General features: G+C 43.4%; 14 protein-coding genes and 1 pseudogene. 11 read left to right on the forward strand and 4 right to left on the reverse strand.

All coding sequences use genetic code 11. The features are described 5' to 3' along the window. Positions 1–170: 170 nt before the first annotated feature. From RSA72_RS03280 to ssb, 4 genes are all read left to right on the forward strand, one after another. Positions 171–530, forward strand: a complete 360-nt coding sequence (locus tag RSA72_RS03280; protein WP_332622652.1) for a hypothetical protein — start codon at positions 171–173, stop codon at positions 528–530. A gap of 165 nt (positions 531–695) precedes the next feature. Continuing rightward, positions 696–1,781 (forward strand): DUF475 domain-containing protein, encoded by a 1,086-nt coding sequence (locus tag RSA72_RS03285; RefSeq protein ID WP_332622654.1) that lies wholly within the window; start codon positions 696–698, stop codon positions 1,779–1,781. A 149-nt stretch (positions 1,782–1,930) separates the two neighbouring features. Next, positions 1,931–3,295: an MFS transporter gene (locus RSA72_RS03290; RefSeq protein WP_332622655.1), complete on the forward strand. Its 1,365-nt coding sequence runs from the start codon at positions 1,931–1,933 to the stop codon at positions 3,293–3,295. Positions 3,296–3,346: 51 nt separating this feature from the next. Next, positions 3,347–3,925 (forward strand): single-stranded DNA-binding protein, encoded by a 579-nt coding sequence (ssb, locus tag RSA72_RS03295; RefSeq protein ID WP_332622656.1) that lies wholly within the window; start codon positions 3,347–3,349, stop codon positions 3,923–3,925. 252 nt (positions 3,926–4,177) lie between these two features. On the opposite strand, the pseudogene RSA72_RS03300 reads toward ssb, so the two are convergent. Then, a pseudogene (locus RSA72_RS03300) lies at positions 4,178–5,055 on the reverse strand (IS982 family transposase). Positions 5,056–5,403: 348 nt separating this feature from the next. Here RSA72_RS03300 and RSA72_RS03305 point away from each other — a divergent pair. Then, a complete protein-coding gene (locus tag RSA72_RS03305; protein WP_332621776.1) occupies positions 5,404–8,964 on the forward strand; it encodes an AAA domain-containing protein in 3,561 nt (1,186 codons plus the stop codon). 2 nt (positions 8,965–8,966) lie between these two features. Beyond that, entirely contained in the window at positions 8,967–10,916 is a 1,950-nt protein-coding gene (locus RSA72_RS03310) for a phospholipase D-like domain-containing protein (RefSeq protein WP_332621774.1), read from the forward strand. Positions 10,917–11,215: 299 nt separating this feature from the next. Here the strand turns inward: RSA72_RS03310 and RSA72_RS03315 are convergent, their stop codons facing one another. Next, positions 11,216–11,551, reverse strand: a complete 336-nt coding sequence (locus tag RSA72_RS03315; RefSeq protein ID WP_332621772.1) for a hypothetical protein — start codon at positions 11,549–11,551, stop codon at positions 11,216–11,218. On the opposite strand from RSA72_RS03315, the gene RSA72_RS03320 reads away from it, so the two are divergent. Then, positions 11,541–11,741, forward strand: a complete 201-nt coding sequence (locus tag RSA72_RS03320; RefSeq protein WP_332621770.1) for a hypothetical protein — start codon at positions 11,541–11,543, stop codon at positions 11,739–11,741. The genes RSA72_RS03315 and RSA72_RS03320 overlap by 11 nt on opposite strands. 19 nt (positions 11,742–11,760) lie before the next feature. Next, the gene (ahpC, locus tag RSA72_RS03325) at positions 11,761–12,324 is read left to right on the forward strand and encodes an alkyl hydroperoxide reductase subunit C (RefSeq protein WP_332621768.1); all 564 of its coding nucleotides are present in this window, start codon (positions 11,761–11,763) and stop codon (positions 12,322–12,324) included. Positions 12,325–12,379: 55 nt separating this feature from the next. On the opposite strand, the gene RSA72_RS03330 is transcribed toward ahpC, so the two are convergent. Further along, entirely contained in the window at positions 12,380–13,300 is a 921-nt protein-coding gene (locus tag RSA72_RS03330) for a LysR substrate-binding domain-containing protein (protein WP_332621767.1), read from the reverse strand. 153 nt (positions 13,301–13,453) lie between these two features. After that, positions 13,454–14,083, reverse strand: coding sequence for an isochorismate family cysteine hydrolase YcaC (ycaC, locus tag RSA72_RS03335; RefSeq protein WP_332621777.1), 630 nt, complete (start codon positions 14,081–14,083; stop codon positions 13,454–13,456). Positions 14,084–14,388: 305 nt separating this feature from the next. On the opposite strand from ycaC, the gene RSA72_RS03340 reads away from it, so the two are divergent. The 3 genes from RSA72_RS03340 (at position 14,389) to RSA72_RS03350 (ending at position 17,831) form a co-directional block, all read left to right on the forward strand. Beyond that, complete coding sequence (locus RSA72_RS03340) at positions 14,389–15,270, forward strand: pirin family protein (RefSeq protein ID WP_332621765.1); 882 nt, start codon at positions 14,389–14,391, stop codon at positions 15,268–15,270. A 431-nt stretch (positions 15,271–15,701) separates the two neighbouring features. Continuing rightward, positions 15,702–17,000, forward strand: a complete 1,299-nt coding sequence (locus RSA72_RS03345) for an FAD-dependent oxidoreductase (protein WP_332621764.1) — start codon at positions 15,702–15,704, stop codon at positions 16,998–17,000. A 3-nt stretch (positions 17,001–17,003) separates the two neighbouring features. Next, on the forward strand, positions 17,004–17,831 hold the full coding sequence (locus RSA72_RS03350) for an SAM-dependent methyltransferase (protein WP_332621762.1): 828 nt from the start codon (positions 17,004–17,006) through the stop codon (positions 17,829–17,831). Positions 17,832–17,938: the final 107 nt, after the last annotated feature.

A 17,938-nucleotide genomic window follows, 5' to 3' on the forward strand; every position in this document is an offset into this window, starting at 1 on the left:
CAAGTGTAAAAAACCGCGGATTTCCGCGCGGGATTGCGAGAAAAATAAACCGATGCTGCGGAGCCGCGCAGCCGGAGCGCCGGGCGCAAGCCCGCCGGGCCTGCTAAAATAGCCCGATTCAACTTTGCAGGATGCCGCGGCTGGACGGCGCAGCATAACGAGGACAGCACATGAAGATGAAAACTAAATGCGGCGTTTTGCTGGCGGCCCTGCTGCTGGCCGGCTGCAGCAAGGCGCCGCAGGCTGAAGGCCGGAAATACACATCGGCGGCCGAAGCTGCACAGGCGCTGAATGCGGAAAATGCGGCGATTGACCGGCTGATTGGGCAGCTGGCCAAAGCGGATTCAGATGCTGAGCGCAAAAAGCTGTCCTGCGGGCAGATTCCGCAGCAGTATGACCGCATGCTGGGGGTGCTTGAAGCCAATCAGCAGCTGCTGACCGAGGCGGATAAAAAACTGCAGGATGCATTCCGGCAGCTGGCCCTGCAGCAGAAGGCGCGCTTTGCCGGCAGCCTGCTGTGCAAATCCTGAAACAGCCCCGGCAGCATGCCCTGCAGCACACTGCATCAAAAAACCCTGTCAGGGGCTTTGGCTAAACAGGAAAAAGCCGTCATACTTGTGCGCATTAAATCTTAAGCGCTTTTTAAGCTTTAGCGATTTCCCCCCAATTTTTATAGATTCATAGGTCGATCTGTCATGATGAAACATTTTGGTTTCTCAATCATATTTACGGTCGTGTGTCTGGGTATTTCTGCGTACTGGGGCTTCAGCCACGGGCCAAACGCAGGCATTCAGGCCATGTTTACGGCGCTGACCATCACCGCCATTCTTGCAGTGATGGAAGTGTCGCTGTCATTTGACAATGCTGTGGTCAACGCTTCGGTGCTGCGCGGCTGGGATCATTTCTGGAAAATGCTGTTCCTGACCGTCGGCATTTTAGTGGCGGTGTTCGGCATGCGCCTGATTTTCCCGGTGGCGATTGTCGCAGTCACGGCGGATATGGGCTTTATGGAAGTGGTCAGCCTGGCGCTGAATGATCCGAAAACCTATTCGCAGCGCCTGATGGATCACCATCCTGAAATCGCCGCGTTCGGCGGCGCCTTCCTGCTGCTGGTGTTCCTGAATTTCTTTCTGGATGAGGGCAAGGACACCCACTGGTTCAAATGGCTGGAAGCGCGCCTGGCGAATCTGGCCAACGTGCCCGCCATGTCGGCTTTCCTTGCGCTGATTGCCCTGCTGGTGATGGCGTCGAATGTCGAAGAAGCGAAGCGCCTGGTGGTGACCATGGCCGGCATCTGGGGCATTGTGGTGTACATCGGCGTGCAGGTGCTGAGCCATCTGCTGGGCGGCGAGCCGGAAATTGACGAAGACGGCAATGCGGTCGCGCATGACGCCAGCGGCGCCTCTACCGGCGTGATCAAGGCCGGCATCGGCGGCTTCCTGTACCTTGAAGTGCTGGATGCCTCCTTCAGCTTTGACGGTGTTATCGGCGCCTTTGCGATCACCTCAGACGTGGTGATCATCATGCTGGGCTTGGCGATTGGAGCGATGTTCGTGCGTTCAATGACCATTTATCTGGTGGAAAAAGGCACGCTGGATGCCTATATTTATCTGGAGCACGGCGCGCACTATGCAATCGGCGCTCTGGCGTTCATCATGCTGGCCAGCGGCACCGGCGTGCATGTGCCTGAAGTGGTGACCGGCCTGATTGGCGTGGCGTTTATTGTCTGGGCGATTATCGCCTCAATCCAGTACCGCAAGCGCCAGGAACAGCACGGTTAATCCTGGCTTAAGAAACAAATGCTTCAATCTGAGGGCGCATGCAATGCGCCCTTTTTTATTGGCGCGCTGCCGTGAATACCTCAGCACCGCGCGCCGGAATGATGTAGGATATCTGCATCCATTTGGCCCTTAAATTTACGCTGATTGATATGATGAATGCTTTAGAACGCCGCTCAACTTTTGCCCTAAGCAGTATTTTTGCATTGCGCATGTTGGGCCTGTTCATGATTATCCCGGTATTTTCGGTGGCAGGGCAGTCTTATCAATATGCAACGCCTGCTTTAATCGGCCTTGCAGTGGGCGTATACGGCCTGACCCAGGCGGTTCTGCAGATTCCCTTCAGCCTGATTGCCGACCGCTACAGCCGCAAGCCCCTCGTGGTGATCGGCCTGCTGCTGTTCGCCCTAGGCGGCGCAGTGGCGGCCATGTCCGAAACCATTTACGGGGTGATTATCGGCCGCGCGATTGCCGGCGGCGGCGCAGTTTCCGCAGTAGTGATGGCCCTGCTGGCCGATGTGACCCGCGAAGAGCAGCGCAGCAAAGCCATGGCGGCGATGGGCATGAGCATCGGCCTGTCCTTTGTGGTGGCGTTCAGCTTGGGGCCATGGCTGACCGGCCTGGTCGGCATTTCCGGCCTGTTCTGGGTCACCACCATTATGGGCCTGGCGGCGATCAGCATGCTGCTGCTGGTGCCGAAAGTCACCCGCCATCACCGCAATTTTCAGCAGGGCTATCTGACGCAGCTGAAGCAGGTGCTGAAAATGGGCAGCCTGAACCGCCTGCATGTTTCGGTGTTTTCGCTGCACTTGCTGCTGACCGCAATGTTTATTTACCTGCCGTCACAGCTGATTGATTTTGCCGGCATTCCCTTGTCCAGCCAAGGCTTGGTGTATTTGCCACTGCTGCTGATCAGCCTGTTTTTTGCCTTTCCCAGCATTATTCTGGCGGAAAAATACCGCAAAATGCGTGGCATTTTCCTGACGGCGATTGGCGGGATTATTCTGGGCCTGGCGGTCTTGATCTTTGGCTATGAATCCAAATATGTGCTGCTGGCCGGCTTGGGGCTGTTCTTTATCGCCTTTAACGTGATGGAAGCGCTCTTACCGTCCTGGCTCTCCAAAGCTGCGCCGATTCAGTCCAAAGCCACGGCGATGGGCGTCAATGCCAGCAGCCAGTTTCTGGGCGCATTCTTTGGCGGCACGCTGGGCGGTCAGCTCCTGCAGCTGAACAGCACCGCCGTGGGCTGGAGCATTTTAACCGCCATCGCGGTCATCTGGCTGCTGATCAGCTTCGGGCTGGAACAGCCGCGCTACCTGTCTTCGCTGGTTTTGCGCCTGCCGGAAACCAGAGAAACTGACGAATGGACTTCTCAGCTTTTGGCAATCCGTGGTATTGAAGAAGTCGTGGTGATGTCTGACCAGCAGGTCGCCTATCTGAAGGTGGATAAGCAGCAGATTGATGAAGCTGCGCGACAAGATTTAACGCACTTGTTGGGGAAAGAGGTAGCCATTTAAGCATAACTCTTATAAAGTAAATAATAGCAACAAATAGGAAGAATACGTCTGATGCGTGGTGTTAATAAAGTCATTTTAGTCGGTACTTTGGGCCGAGATCCTGAAACAAAAACTTTCCCGAATGGCGGTTCCCTGACCCAGTTCTCTATCGCCACAAGCGATTCATGGACGGACAAAAATACGGGTGAGCGTAAAGAGCAGACAGAATGGCACCGCATTGTGCTGCACAACCGCCTGGGCGAAATTGCCCAGCAGTACCTGCGCAAAGGCTCTAAAGTGTATATTGAAGGCTCATTGCGCACCCGCCAGTGGACCGACCAGAACGGCCAGGAGCGCTACACCACGGAAATCCGCGGCGAGCAGATGCAGATGCTGGACAGCGCGCGCCAGCAAAGTGACCAGGGCCAGGGCTTTGAACAGCCGCGCTTCAACAGCGGCAATCAGCAGGGCGGCTACAGCAATAACCAGCAGGGCGGTTACGGCGGCGGTCAGGCCAATGCCAGCCAAGGCGGCTATGGCGGCGGCAACCAGGGCGGTTACGCCAACAACAACCCGAGCGGTTTTGCGCCAAAAGCTCCGGCTGCGCCAGCAGCGGCTCCGGCAGATTTGGATGATGACCTGCCGTTTTGACACATACCTTAGATCAAGTTTTGTTAAATTTTAATATTTTTTATTATTTAACAATAAATTAAATAAAGAATTTACAGATGCTAGAAATAGTTCTGTAAATTTTTTTATTTATAATATTCAATACTTAGATATTTTGTTAAATATAGTTATGATGTCCGTTAAAAGATTTGTAATGAGTAGTGGTGAGCGATTTGCTGTTCTTTTGGATAGTGATGGTGTTCCTATGGCTTATCCAAATTTATATAACCCCAATTACGGATAAGCCAAATTTCTAACGACATGAATTTTTGGCTTATTCTTCTGACAGAGTTGATAAGCACATAAAGATGAAAATATGCCTGCCAGAAAACCAGAAATAGCCCGATGCTTACTGGTCACTAAATGGTATTTTTCTTTCAACAAACCAATTAAAGTTTCAATTCTTTTTCGCTGTCTCAAGTGGTATTCATCAGAAAAAGGCAATAGACTTACTTGCATATTTTTTCTTGGATAAGTAATTAAATCAATACCTTGATCTGATAATTTAGCTTTTATCGATTTTCCAATATAACCTCTATCTCCATAAACAGTTGCTAATAGGCCATCAACCAGTTCTTCGATTTTTATAATATCCGCAATGTGTCCAGTGGATAAAACTGTATTAGCGATTTCCTCTTCATTGTTCATGAGAAGATGTAATTTACAGCCATAAAACCAGTCTATGGAACTTTTGCCACGAGAAGCAATATCATCTAAAGCATGGCGACCTTTAGGAATTCTTTTGTTTTACAGACAGGTAAAGGTGTTGAATCAACCCATAGATATTGACATGCTTGTCCTTTGCTTAAAGCACGATGTAGCGCATGGATCGCAAGCTGATGCTGATTAATCAAGCTGAGTATATTTTTATAGCAAGGTAAAGACTTAAACAATTTACTCTCAAATTGGCAAAGCAATTGGAAAAATATTTTAAAGTTATGTACTTGCGATGTTTTATAACAAATTGCAATCGTCACAATTTCAGAGAGGGATAGGGTTGCTAATCGGATCCGTTTACGCCTATTTTCCTGCTTAAGAAATTGCCAATAAATGGGTTCAAATTTCTTAAAAAAATCATCAACGGTGCAGAAAATTTCTGTAAAATCAAACATGGTGGTTAGAGTCTTTGGTTGGTGTGGTAACTTTCTACATGGCTCTAACCATCTTTTTTTCAAGGCATTTTCTTATCCGTAATTCGGGTTATAGGTATGAAAAAACAAATATTGAAAGGATAAAATATGTTAATTAAATTATTTTAATTTTTAAGATACAAAGAAGAACTAGAGTCAAATTTTACATTATCAAAATGGAATGTTCTATGTGTATTTAAAGTGAATATAAATATAATTTTTTCTAAAGAATTGTGGAAATTAGAGTGAATTTATAAGTTGCTTAATGAGAAAAAATTTTTTAGAATTTCAACTTAGTATATTTATAATTTCTTGGATAATCATAATATTATGGTAATTTGTAACATAGAAGATAAGCTTGAAATCTATTCGAATGATACTCAGGCTGGAAGAGTAAGCTTAGTAGAATATATGGATAGAGATGAGGTTAAAAGAGTAAAAATATGGGAGTTAAAAAATGAAAAAAGTGAAGCATTAAGAGATATGTGGCTTCATGAAATTAGACAAATATTAAAAATACAAAACTATCCCAAGGCTAACAATTATTTAGAATTATTAAAAAGTGCCCATTATGATGATAAAGGGTTTTATATTTTCTATGAAGATGCAAATACATCGAGAGTTCTATCTGAATATTTGAAAAGTAGAGTAAATATTGAAAAGAGAGATATAAGAACTATATCTAGAAATAAACATTGGTTGCATAAAAAAAGTTTAATGTTAAGTCACAATAGAATAATATTTTGGAAAAATATTTTAAGAATTTCAAGAGCTATTCAAATTTTACATGATCAAAATATTATTCATAGAAATATTAATTGCGAAAGTATTATTTATGATTTAAATGTGGAAAATGATTCTGAGCGATTTAAACTCTCTGGTTTTGAATGGACATTATGCTTATATCAATTAAAAAAAGAGGATCCAATACTTACTGAGAGGAAACTTTATCCATTTGCTAGCTTTAGGTCTGATTGGCTTGCGCTAAGCTACCTTATTTGTAAATTATTAGACATAAAGACTACCGAAATAAATGACTCATATCTTAGTAGTAAAGAAAAAAAATTTATAGATAATTTAATGAATTATAATTCAATTTCTAATAATATTAATTTGGAGAAAGTAGAAATTTCTATATCTTCAATAATCAAAGAATTATCCTCATTAGATTTAAGTGCGACTAGAAATAAAGATTATATCTTACTACTTCATTTCGATTCAGAAAACTCGAAAGATAAAATTATTCGAGAAAGTATAATGAATGAATTAGATTATGAACCAAGTAAAGATGAAGTATTGAATTTTGTAAGAAATGATTTGGATGTTAAAAATTTAATAGTATATAAATGTACAATTAGAAATAATACTTTTTATTTGATAGTTGGGAAAAAACGAGTATATCAAGTTGGTAAATTTAAATATTTTGAAGAGGATGAAGAAAGATTTACATGGGATTATGGATATATAGAAAATGTATTTCCAGTGCTTCCATCATTTGTGAAAAATGATAAAATAGAAGTTTTCGCAAAAATAAAAGTTGAGGTGGCAAATGGCTTCTACACTCGAAGAGGAAGTTTCGAAAATACAGAATCATGGGTAAACATTTTTGAAATTTTTCCAAATAATGAAAAATATTCAGATAATCTTCAAGAACTTTATCAGGGGTTGTTATTTTCATATGCTGTTGAAGTCGGCTTATATAAAGCTAACTTATTCCAAGTTTGTGCTGAAGTTGAAAAAAATAATAGTTCCACTCACACAAATATATTAATAAAATTAAATGAGGATATAAATAATAAAATTTTATCGAAGAAACTAAAAATTAAACCGTTTAAAGAAAGATTTGATGATTTTATTAAGGATGAAAAGATTCAAAAGTGGGTGCTAGTTAGAAATAAAAAAAATAATATTGTAGATGATTTATCAATCCCGATTGAACTTGAGTTTATTAAAAAAGACTATGCAAGAAAAGTTTATATATTTCGAGCAAAAAAAGATTATAATATTAAAAATATATTGTCAGATTCAATGACTCTTATGGCAGGAGATACTCAAGGAGATAAAATAAACTTTAGAAGAAAAAGTAAAGCATTGGTAAAACTTGCGAATCAAACACTTTTGGTCAACAGTATTGTAAATCCTATTGATAGTCTAAGTAAGATAAATTATACACATGAATTTCATGAGTCTTTTCAAGAGCTAGATCATGTGAAAAAAGAAATTTTTAAGCAAGTTCTTGAGACACAACCAAATTTTATAGTGCAAGGGCCACCTGGTGTTGGGAAAACTTTCCTTATCACAGCTTTAATCAATCAAATTTTTAAAGATGAAGCGTATAGTAAAATATTACTAACAGCCCAAAGTCATGCAACAGTTAATATTTTATATAATGAAGTAAAAAAACTCAAATTTGATAAGGAATTAATTATTATTGATGCTTTCAATAACAAAAGTAAAGATCAAGATGATGAAGACTTTAAAATTAGTAGTCGTGTAACAAAGCCATATATTAATGATTTTAAAAGAAGCCAAATGTTTAAAGATGGTTGTGAGAATCAAACTGATGATTTTAAAAATAAATTAAATAATTTTATAAATGAAAATGGTGATTGGGGGAGTTTTTTCGAGCAAATACTAAAAGCAGCTAATATACTGTTTACCACTTCAAATTCAAAGATTATTGAGAATTTACTTGATAATAACATACAGTTCGATTTTTCTATTCTTGAAGAGGCTGGTAAGTCATCTGGACTAGAAATTATTAGCCCATTAATGTTGTCTCATAGAAGAATTTTGATTGGTGATCATATGCAATTACCTCCATTTTTAGAAAGATCTATAAACAAAATTTTAGATTCTGATATTTCAAATATAAGGCATGTTATTGATGAAGTGAAGGATGGTGAGTTTAAGTTTCCTCTTTTTAATCAAATTTTAGGTGATACTAATCAGGATCAAAGTGATCTCAATATAAGCTTAGACTCAAAGTTAAAACTTCAAAAAAATTCTAAAGATTATTTTGGACTATTTAAATTTCTTACTAAAAAAGCAGAAGAGTTAAATAAGAGAAAACAGCCTAGTTTTGGTAAGAGAGTTAATATTCAGCATAGAATGCATCCAGATATAGCAAACATTGTTTCAAAAACGGTGTACAATTCAGAGCTTGAAACTTATCACGAATTGCAAGCTAAGTTTAGTGATCCTAATCCATTTTACTTTGAATATTTAGAAAAATTACAACTATCGACCAGTACAAAAGGTGTTCTATGGTTGGATGTACCTTATAAAAATGATCACCAAAAATTAGAAGGTAATTTTGATGATAACTATATTAATTCACAAGAAGTAGACCTGATAAAAGCTATATTTTCAATTTTAAAAAAGGATAATAGTGTTAAAAAATATAAAAACAAAAAACTAACTATACAAGTTTTGAGTCCTTATTTAAAGCAAGTAAATTTTATTAATGCTAGAATTCCTAAGAATATATTACCAGAAGGTTTCGATTTAAAGAATTCTGATGAAATTTGTAAATCAGTTGATTCATTTCAAGGTGATGAAGCTGATATTATTATAGTTAGTTTAGTAAGACATAATAATGCATCATCTATTAGAGAAAGTCTAGGATTTTTACTTGATCAAAGGAGAATGAATGTATTGTTAAGTCGAGCTAAATTTAAATTAATATTAGTGGGGAGTTTTGGTTTATTTGAGAGTTGGGCAAAAACTGTTGATTATTATGAGTCTGAAGTCCAAGAAAAGCTATCAAATGATACAAATGCAGATGATAAAAAGTTTGTAAAAAGACTTAGTAATCTATTAAGTAGTTTTCCTCCTGCGTACTGTGATTTTGTTAGTACTGAAGACTTTTTTAATGAGAATGGAAATTAATAATGAAATATAATAGATATGAAGATTTAAAATTAGCTGTTCCTTTTTTTTATGGAAAAAATAAATTTACTATTACAAGAAAGTCTGAGTGGTCAGTGTTAGATTTATTATTTTTAAGGAGAATTGCAGATTCATCAGTATCATTAGAAATATTAGAACAATATTCTAATTTGAAACGTCAAATAGTAATTCAAATTGTTCTTCCTTTTGTATCAAATAATTGGGTGGAAATCATACCAATAGAAAATACATATGTTTTTACAATTACTAAATTAGGAAAATATATTTCAGAGTTTGATACCATACCTCAATTTTCAGAAAAGTATTATAGAACCAGAGATTATGTTTTTGATCCTATTGGTAATAGGTATTATGGGTTGTTAAAAAACAATCCACTAAGAGTTGAGTCATTTCTTAGAATACAAGAATTAATAGAGGATGGTATTAAGATAAAATTCTTAAATCTACCGTTTAAATCATGTTTTCCTGATACCGAAGCAGTTAAAAAGTGTGTAACTTATTCTGGAGAGCATATTGAGGATTTAGAGTTTACTAGTGGGAATATAACACTTAATGAAACAAGATATATTTTGTTGGATACGATTTTTGATAAAAAAATTAAAAAAATTGAATTTAATGAAGACTATTCAAATATTTTTACACTTGAATTACTTAATGAGGTGAAACTTAAATTTTCTATTTTAGCAGATCAAGTTATTAATGATTTAGAATTTAATAAAGAAAAAACCATAACTTCTGGATCAGAATCAAATATAAATCAGTTTGTTTTAAATTCTAAAGAGCCATTATTGAAATTTTATAAAACGAGTGCTGAAAATATTAGAACTATATATGGTGGTGATGATCATAAAATTATATTTTTAGATTTAATAAGAAACTCTAGTAAATACTTGGTAATACACTCCACTTTTATCTCAGAACGTTCATTATATAATAAAAAATTACTTGAATGGACTGAAATAGGTTTTGAATTAAAAAATGCTCTTAAACGAGGAGTTGAAGTTACTATATTATTTGGTAAGGATAAGCCAGACGCTGATGATTTAGATGTTGATGACAGCTCACAAATTAAGTTAGTAAAATCCTTAGATGAAATCTATAGAATTGAAAAATTACTAGATAGATTCAATGAAGAATGTACTCTTGAAAATATTACTCCACTTCAATTAAATGATCACAAAAAAACTGGTTCTCATTCTAAATTTATAATTACACATCATAATGAATGGGGCCCAAGTCTTTTATTAGGTTCATGTAATTTTTTCTATAGTAACTTTGATAGATTTGAGGCTTCTGTAATTATTAAAAATAATCAAATAGTTCATGATTTTTTAAGGATATCTAGTATTCTATGCAGTGCTAAAGACTTTCACTCTAATGATTTGTATAATTATTTTTCTGATTTGGCTAAGGATGTGCTCTTATTTAATCAAAGAGAATCTAATGATACTGAATTTGCTAATTTAGCAATTGTTTACAAGAATCAGCATTATAGCCTTGTTGAAAAGGCTAAAGTAAACGCTAAAAAATTAATTCTCATTACAAGTGACAAATTAAGTAATGTTTCTCGAAAGCCAATTTTTGATTCAATTAAAAATAACCATAATGCAAAGAAAATAGTATTTTTTTCAGAAAAATCTGAAAATTTTACTCACAATGATGAATTGAAATTAAGAGAATTACTTAAGCAGCCTGAATACAAAATTGATATTCAACTACATACACCTAATATTAATCCTAGGAAGAAAAGTCATTCTAAGGTTCTTGTTTGGGATGATAATGATATTGTTATTAGCAGTCTTAATTGGTTGTCATCTAATGCATCTGTGAGTAATGCAACAGATCCTTATCATGAAATAGGAATTTATATCCATTCTAAAGATATTGGTGAAAATTTTAGAAAAGCTTTTCAAGATACAATAGATGGTTAAGCCTTAGTTCACATTCATTTCATAATTATTTTATATTTACTATGGCAAATCAAAGTTTTCATAATTCTTTGTAAAGGAAGTTAAAAATGTTAAATATTTTGTCTTAATATATACAAAAAATTTAACATTTTAATTTAAGTTATTGTAATATAAATAATTATGTGTTTTTGGTGGGTATATCCTTTTTAATTGGAACGGCAGCCTGTCATGATGAGAAACCCTCTGCCAAGAGGGTTTTTTATGGCCTGAATATTATTTTTTCCGCAAAAAACCGCTTTAAGCGCAGCTTGGCGCAGGCGTTAAAACACCCGCGAGCTTTGCATATAATCTGAGCTGACTTGGTTAAGCGCCTCTAAAATGCGGGCTTCGTCTGCGCTTTCCAGCGCATCGCTTAGCCTTTGCATATAGCCGAGCAGCTGGTTTTTCGCATTTTGCGCAAATTCAGGGCGAATGGCCTGATCTTCGTAAAGCAGCACGTAATTTTTAGCAAATCCGCTGATGAGGAAGAGGGCGGTTTTTTCCAGAGAAGGCTGCGGCTGGCCGAGCTGCTGTTCGCAGAGCTGTTTCAGCTGCTTGAAGGCGTCGGTGCCTGAAGGGAGCTGGCTAAAGTTCAGAAGAATCGCTTTGAAGTTCATTTCTTTCATCCGCTTAAAAAGAAAATCTACAGAACAAAGCGCCAGCGGTCAAGCTGGAATAAAATTAAATAGAAGATGGCTGCCGCAGGAATTAAAATCTAATAATCCGATTATTTATATAAAAAATTACAGTTTTACCAATGATGATGATTTGGTTATTCTGGCTTCAACAGATCAACAGCCGCATTAACCAGCGAGAGGAATATTCCATGAGCCTGATCAATACCGCAGTCAAACCGTTTAGCGCCACAGCCTATAAAAATGGCCAATTCATTGAAGTATCTGAAAAAAATATGCTCGGAAAATGGTCAGTCGTGTTCTTTTATCCTGCAGACTTCACTTTTGTCTGCCCGACAGAATTGGGCGATTTAGCCGACCACTATGCTGAATTTCAAAGCATGGGCGCAGAAATCTATTCGGTTTCCACCGATACGCATTTCACCCACAAAGCCTGGCATGACGCTTCTGAAGAAATCGGCAAAATCCAGTACCCGATGCTGGGCGACCCGGCGTGGACTTTGGCGAAAAACTTTGAAGTGCTGATTGAAGCCGAAGGCATGGCCGACCGAGGAACCTTTGTGATTGACCCGGAAGGCAAAATCCAGATTGTGGAAATCAATGCCGGCGGCATTGGCCGTGACGCTTCTGAACTGCTGCGCAAGCTGAAAGCCGCGCAATATGTGCATGCGCACCCGGGTGAAGTCTGCCCGGCAAAATGGAAAGAAGGCGATGCCGCTTTAGCGCCGTCGATTGATTTAGTCGGCAAAATCTAAGCTGATTCAGCCGCAGCTTAAAGAAATCCGGAACCGCTGTTCCGGATTTCTTTATTCAGGGCAAATAGCCGGCGCTGTGCGGGGCATGGCGCCGGATGCCTTCAACAAGGGATTCAATCAGCTTTTCCATCACCAGGCGCTGCCCTTTGCGTGAGGCATAGACCAGCTGCACCGTGCCGATATTGGAGCACCATTCGGGCAGCAGATGAATTAAGCGGCCGGACTGGATATCCTTTTCCACGGTTAAATAGGGCAGGTCTGCAATGCCCAGGCCGTCTAAGGCCGCAAAATAGGCGCCCATCAGGTCGCTGCTTTTAACCCGCGGCTGCAGCGGAATGCTGATTTCTTCCTGATGCTTTAAGTTGTGCAAATGCCATTGCTGCTGCTTCTGCATGCCTAAGGCAATGCTGGGAAAATCCGCCAGTTCAGTCACATACTCAAGGCTGCGGCCCTGCAGCAGTTCCGGGCTGGCGACCAGGCAATGCGTGGTTTTAACGACATCGCGCACAATAATGCTGGAGTCTTCATTGGCCTGAAAGCTGGTGCGGATGGCCAGGTCAATGTCGTCATGCAGCACATCGGTGCGCCGGCTGGACAGCTCCATTTCAATGCTGACTTTCGGATAGTCCTTTAAAAACCGGTGCAGCAGCGGCCGGATCTGATGCTCCATCATCACCGGCGGGCAGCTGATTTTGATCAGGCCCTGCGGTTCGGCTTTCTGCTGCAGCAGCACATTTTGCGCATTGTCCGCCTGCTCAATGACTTTGCTGCATTCTGCAAAAAACTCCTGCCCCAAAGGGGTCACTTTGAAATGCCGCGTCGAGCGCTGAATCAGCGTGACATTGAACTGTTCTTCCAGGTCAAGAATCCGGCGGCTGAGCTTGGACTTGGTCATGCCTGAGGCTTCGCTGGCGGCGCTGAAGCCGCCGTGCTTGACCACCAGATAAAAATACAGACAGTCATCAAAAGAATGCATGAAGCCCCCGGCGGATAATGCGGAATGTGTTTTTTATCATATCATTGGCAGGAAAATAACAACACTGGAAAATTGGCTGATGCGCTTCAGGCTGCCCATCTGGATCGGCAGCAAACCGGCGCTGAGGCCGGTTTGCTGCGGTTCGGCATGCAATTATTTTTTGCCGGCGCTATGCTGCGCATAGCTGTTGATCAGGTTGCGGTAGTCAGGAATATGGCTGCTGAACAGCGCGCCGAGGCCTTCAATATCATTGCGCCAGTCGCGGTGCAGCTCGCAGGCGGCGCCGAACCAGGACATCAGCTGCGCGCCGGCATTTGACATGCGCTCCCATGCGGCGTCGCGGGTCAGGGGATTGAATGTGCCGGAAGCGTCGGTAATGACAAAAACATCAAAGTCTTCCTCCAGGGCGGACAGCGCAGGGAAAGCCACGCAGACTTCAGTCACCACGCCGGCAATGATCAATTGCGTTCTGCCTGTGGCTTTGACGGCGTGGACAAAGTCAGCATTGTCCCAGGCGTTGATTTGGCCCGGGCGCGCAATATACGGCGCATCCGGGAACATTTCCTTCAGTTCCGGCACCAGCGGGCCGTTAGGGCCCTGTTCAAAACTGGTGGTTAAAATAGCCGGCAGCTTGAAGTATTTGGCGGCTGCAGCCAGCGCCAGCACATTGTTTTTGAATTTATCCGGGTCAATATCGCGGACCAGTGAAAGCAGGCCGGTTTGATGGTCGACCAGCAGTACCGCAGCTTTATCTTTATCTAAGCGCACATAAGGCTTGCCCATAATCTTATTCCTCATTGTCTGTATTCAGCGGGTTGAAAAACTGTCTGGCCGGATGCCGCGCAGCCGGCCTGCAGTTCATGCTAAGCAGCTTGCCGGGCAAAATTAAGCCGCTAAATTGAGATAAATAATCTTAAAAATAAGACAGTCTTTAAATATTCAGATTTTTCTGAAGCTTAAGGGAAAAGCACAAATACCCGCAGTGATTGTCCTATTGCCGGGATGCAGTATGCCGGGCGCCGGCTTGGTTCGGCCCTTTAAAAAATTTAAGATGAGCGCATGTTAAGCCCTAGAGATAGGAGTTTGTGATGAAAAAAATCATTGGCGTTTACCGCAATCAAAACATGCACTGGGTCGGCGACGGCTTTCCGGTCAAAAACCTGTTTTCCTATGACCGCCTGGGCCAGGCCATCAGCCCATTCCTGCTGCTGGACTACGCAGCGCCGTACCGGTTTGAACCGACCGCGCAGCAGCACGGCGTCGGCTCACATCCGCACCGCGGCTTTGAAACCGTGACCCTTGCCTATCAGGGCGCAGTTACGCACCAAGACTCCGCCGGCGGCGGCGGCACCATTCAGGCGGGCGATGTGCAGTGGATGACCGCGGGCGCTGGCCTGGTGCACGAAGAGTTCCACTCCGCTGAGTTTGCCCAGTCCGGCGGCCTGTTTGAAATGGCGCAGCTGTGGGTGAATCTGCCGGCCAAAGACAAAATGGCCGCGCCAAAATATCAGGCCATTGCAGCGCAGGACATTCCGGCGCTTCAGTTTGCTGATGATGCCGGCCATCTGCGGATCATCGCCGGAGAATATGCTGGGCATCATGGCCCGGCCAGCACCTTCAGCCCAGTCAATGTTTGGGATGGCGCCCTGAACGCCGGCCATGCCGAGTTTATTCATGTGCCTGCGGACCACACAGTGCTGATTGCGGTGCTGCAGGGCGAAATGCTGCTGAACGGCGGGCAGCGGGTGCTGGACAGCTCAATCGTGATGTTTGCCAAAGACGGCGAGGCGGCCATTCAGCTGCAGGCGGTGCGCGACGCCAAGTTTCTGGTGCTGACCGGCAAAGCGCTGGATGAGCCGATTCAAGGCTACGGCCCCTTTGTGATGAACAGCAAAGCCGAAATTGCGCAGGCGGTCAGCGATTTCAACAGCGGCAAGTTCGGTGAAATTCCGGTGCAGGCCGAGTCCTGAGCCGGGAAAAAGCGCCGCCGCGGCAGGAAAAAAGCCCCTGAATGAATTCAGGGGCTTTTTCTTTTGCGCTGTATATTTTTTGTTTTTTGCTGCATCCCTGCGCCGGCCTAAGCCGCTGTTGAGTGATGCAGTTATCATTTTTATGTGGCGCGCATATTAGCGCCAATTTTTTAATAAGTAAACCGTTTGTTAAAAAAATGGTTAATTTAGTCTAATGGTTTTAAAAAGGTTTTATTTTTATTTTGCTTTAATATGTATATAAAATGCAATTTTAAATCTAAGGCGCGCCACGCGCTGCAGGCTGCGCCGCCGGGGTTTTATGCGGTTTTGCAGCCTGCGCTGAAAAAGCTGCAATCTGGTAGTTTTTAATAGCCTGTTTTCGGTTTGCATAGGTCATAATTTTATCAAACTTTTATAAACGGAATAGAAGATTGGATATTGCAGTCATCGGCAGCGGCATGGCTGGGCTTGCTGCCGCAAGAATTCTGAAAGACGCAGGGCATAACATTACCATTTTTGAGGCTTTGCCTGGACGCGGCATGGACAGTCACAGCACCGAATTTGAAGGCGGCCTGATTGACGCGCCGCTGCGCGTAATGAATCCGCACCTTTGGAACAATACCCTGAGCCTGGCGGCCTATTTGGGCATTAAAACCTTTCCAGTGCGCACCTACATGGCCTGCAGCTGGCTGTTTGAAGACCGGACCGAAACCTGGCTGACCACCACGCGCAGCCGCATCGGCAATTTTCCGATCATCAACAACCGCAAAGGCATACAGCAGTATGGCTGGCGCCTGGTGAAAGGCATGCTGCAGCTGAAAACCGCAATTGCCAAATTTTTCAAGTCGCAGAATCAGGACATTACCCTGGCGGAATTCATTAACCGCAATGAGATTGAAGAAGTGTTCTGGCATGGCGCGGTGATGCCGGTGCTGTATACCATTTGCACCTGCAATCCGAAAACCATCGGCGAATGGCCGGCTAAGCCGCTGCTGGTGTTCCTGCGCCAGCTCACCGACGGCGATGCGCTGCTGCGCCTGCAGGGCGGCACGCCGGCGCTGGTCAATAAGCTGATTGAAGGCATTCCGATTAACAGCGGTTCAGCGATCACTTCGGTCAAAGAGCAGGGCGATAAAGTGCTGGTTGCCAACAATGCCGGCCAAATAATGGAGTTTGACCGCGTGGTTGTGGCCACGCCGACCTCTAAAATTGAAGAATTTCTGGATGCTGAACAGTTTGCCGATGACATTGCGCTGCTGAAAAAATTCAAATTTGAGCAGGGCGATCTGGTGATTCACACCGATTCAAGCGTCATGCCGCCGAAGCGCAAAGACTGGGCGGTGCTCAGCTATATGATGGACCGCAAATTCACCCGCCAGCAGTTCACGGTCTGGCTGAACGCGGTAGAGCCGAGCCTGGTCGGCAAGGCGCCGGTGTTCCAGACCTGGCGCCCGGTGACGCCGATTGATCCGAAAAAAATCATTTCGACCGTAACCCTGACCCGCGCGGTGGTGGACTCGCAGACGGTGGCTTTAAATGCCGAGCTGCAGCAGCGCCATAAAGCGCCGAACCGCAAAGTGTTTTTCTGTGGTTCATGGTCATGCGGCGGCCTGCCGATTTTAGAGTCTGCAGTGACTTCCGCCATGCATATTGCGGAAATCTTCGGCGCGCCATTGCCGTTTGTGGGCTTAAAGCCTGAGGTTGAGGTGGCGCCGCAGCTCGGCTATTGATTCATGAAATGGCTGCAGGCATGGCGCGGGCATCTGCCCGCGCATAAATACGCCATTAATGCCCAGCTGCTGGGTGACGATGCCGAACTGGCCTGGAGCAATCTGGGCTATTGGCAGGCCGATACGCCGCCGTATCCGGCAGCCTGCCGGGCGCTGGCCGACCATCTGGCGCAAGCTGTTGGCCTGAACTCAAATGACCGCCTGCTGGATCTAGGCTGCGGCCAGGGCGCCAGCCTGCTGCACTGGCAGGCGCGGTATCAGGTGCGGCAGCTCAGCGCAGTAGAGCTGCAGCCGGCCTGTGTGGCCAAAATCCAGCGCTGTGCGGCGCTGCAGGCCGATGTGCGCTGCGGCTCTTTTTTAAATTTAAAGCGGATTTTCCCGCAGCCGGCATTTGACGCCGCGCTGTGCATTGACGCAGCCTATCACTGCAATTTGAATTCCTTCCTGCTGTCCGCGCATTCAGTTTTAGCTGCCAACGGCCGCCTTGGCTTTCATTATTTAATGCTGTCGGAAAACTATCTGAATCTAAATGCGCTGCAGAAACTCAGATATCAGGCCCTGCTTAAAGCGGCTGATGTCAATCTGCAGGATCTGCTGCAGCCCGCGGCGCTGCGGCAATGCCTGGAAAAATTTCAATTCACAGATATTCAGATTCAGGACATCAGCGCGCAGGTCTTTGCCGGCTTCGCCGCCTATGAGGCTGGGCATTTAAAGTCAAATGCCAAGGGATTGGATCAGTTTAAAATTCAAGTCACGGCCAAGCTTTGCCGCGCTTTATATGAGGAAGGCATTGTCCGCTATGTGCAGATCGCTGCGCGCAAGGCCGGATAGGCCAAAATGCAGGGCCTGAAAACATCAAAGCCCCGCTGAAAAGCGAGGCTGAGAAATGGTGCCGGCACACGGATTCGAACTGTGGACCTACTGATTACAAGTCAGTT

The sequence above is a fragment of the Acinetobacter sp. genome (assembly GCF_036659555.1).
GTDB lineage: Bacteria > Pseudomonadota > Gammaproteobacteria > Pseudomonadales > Moraxellaceae > Acinetobacter.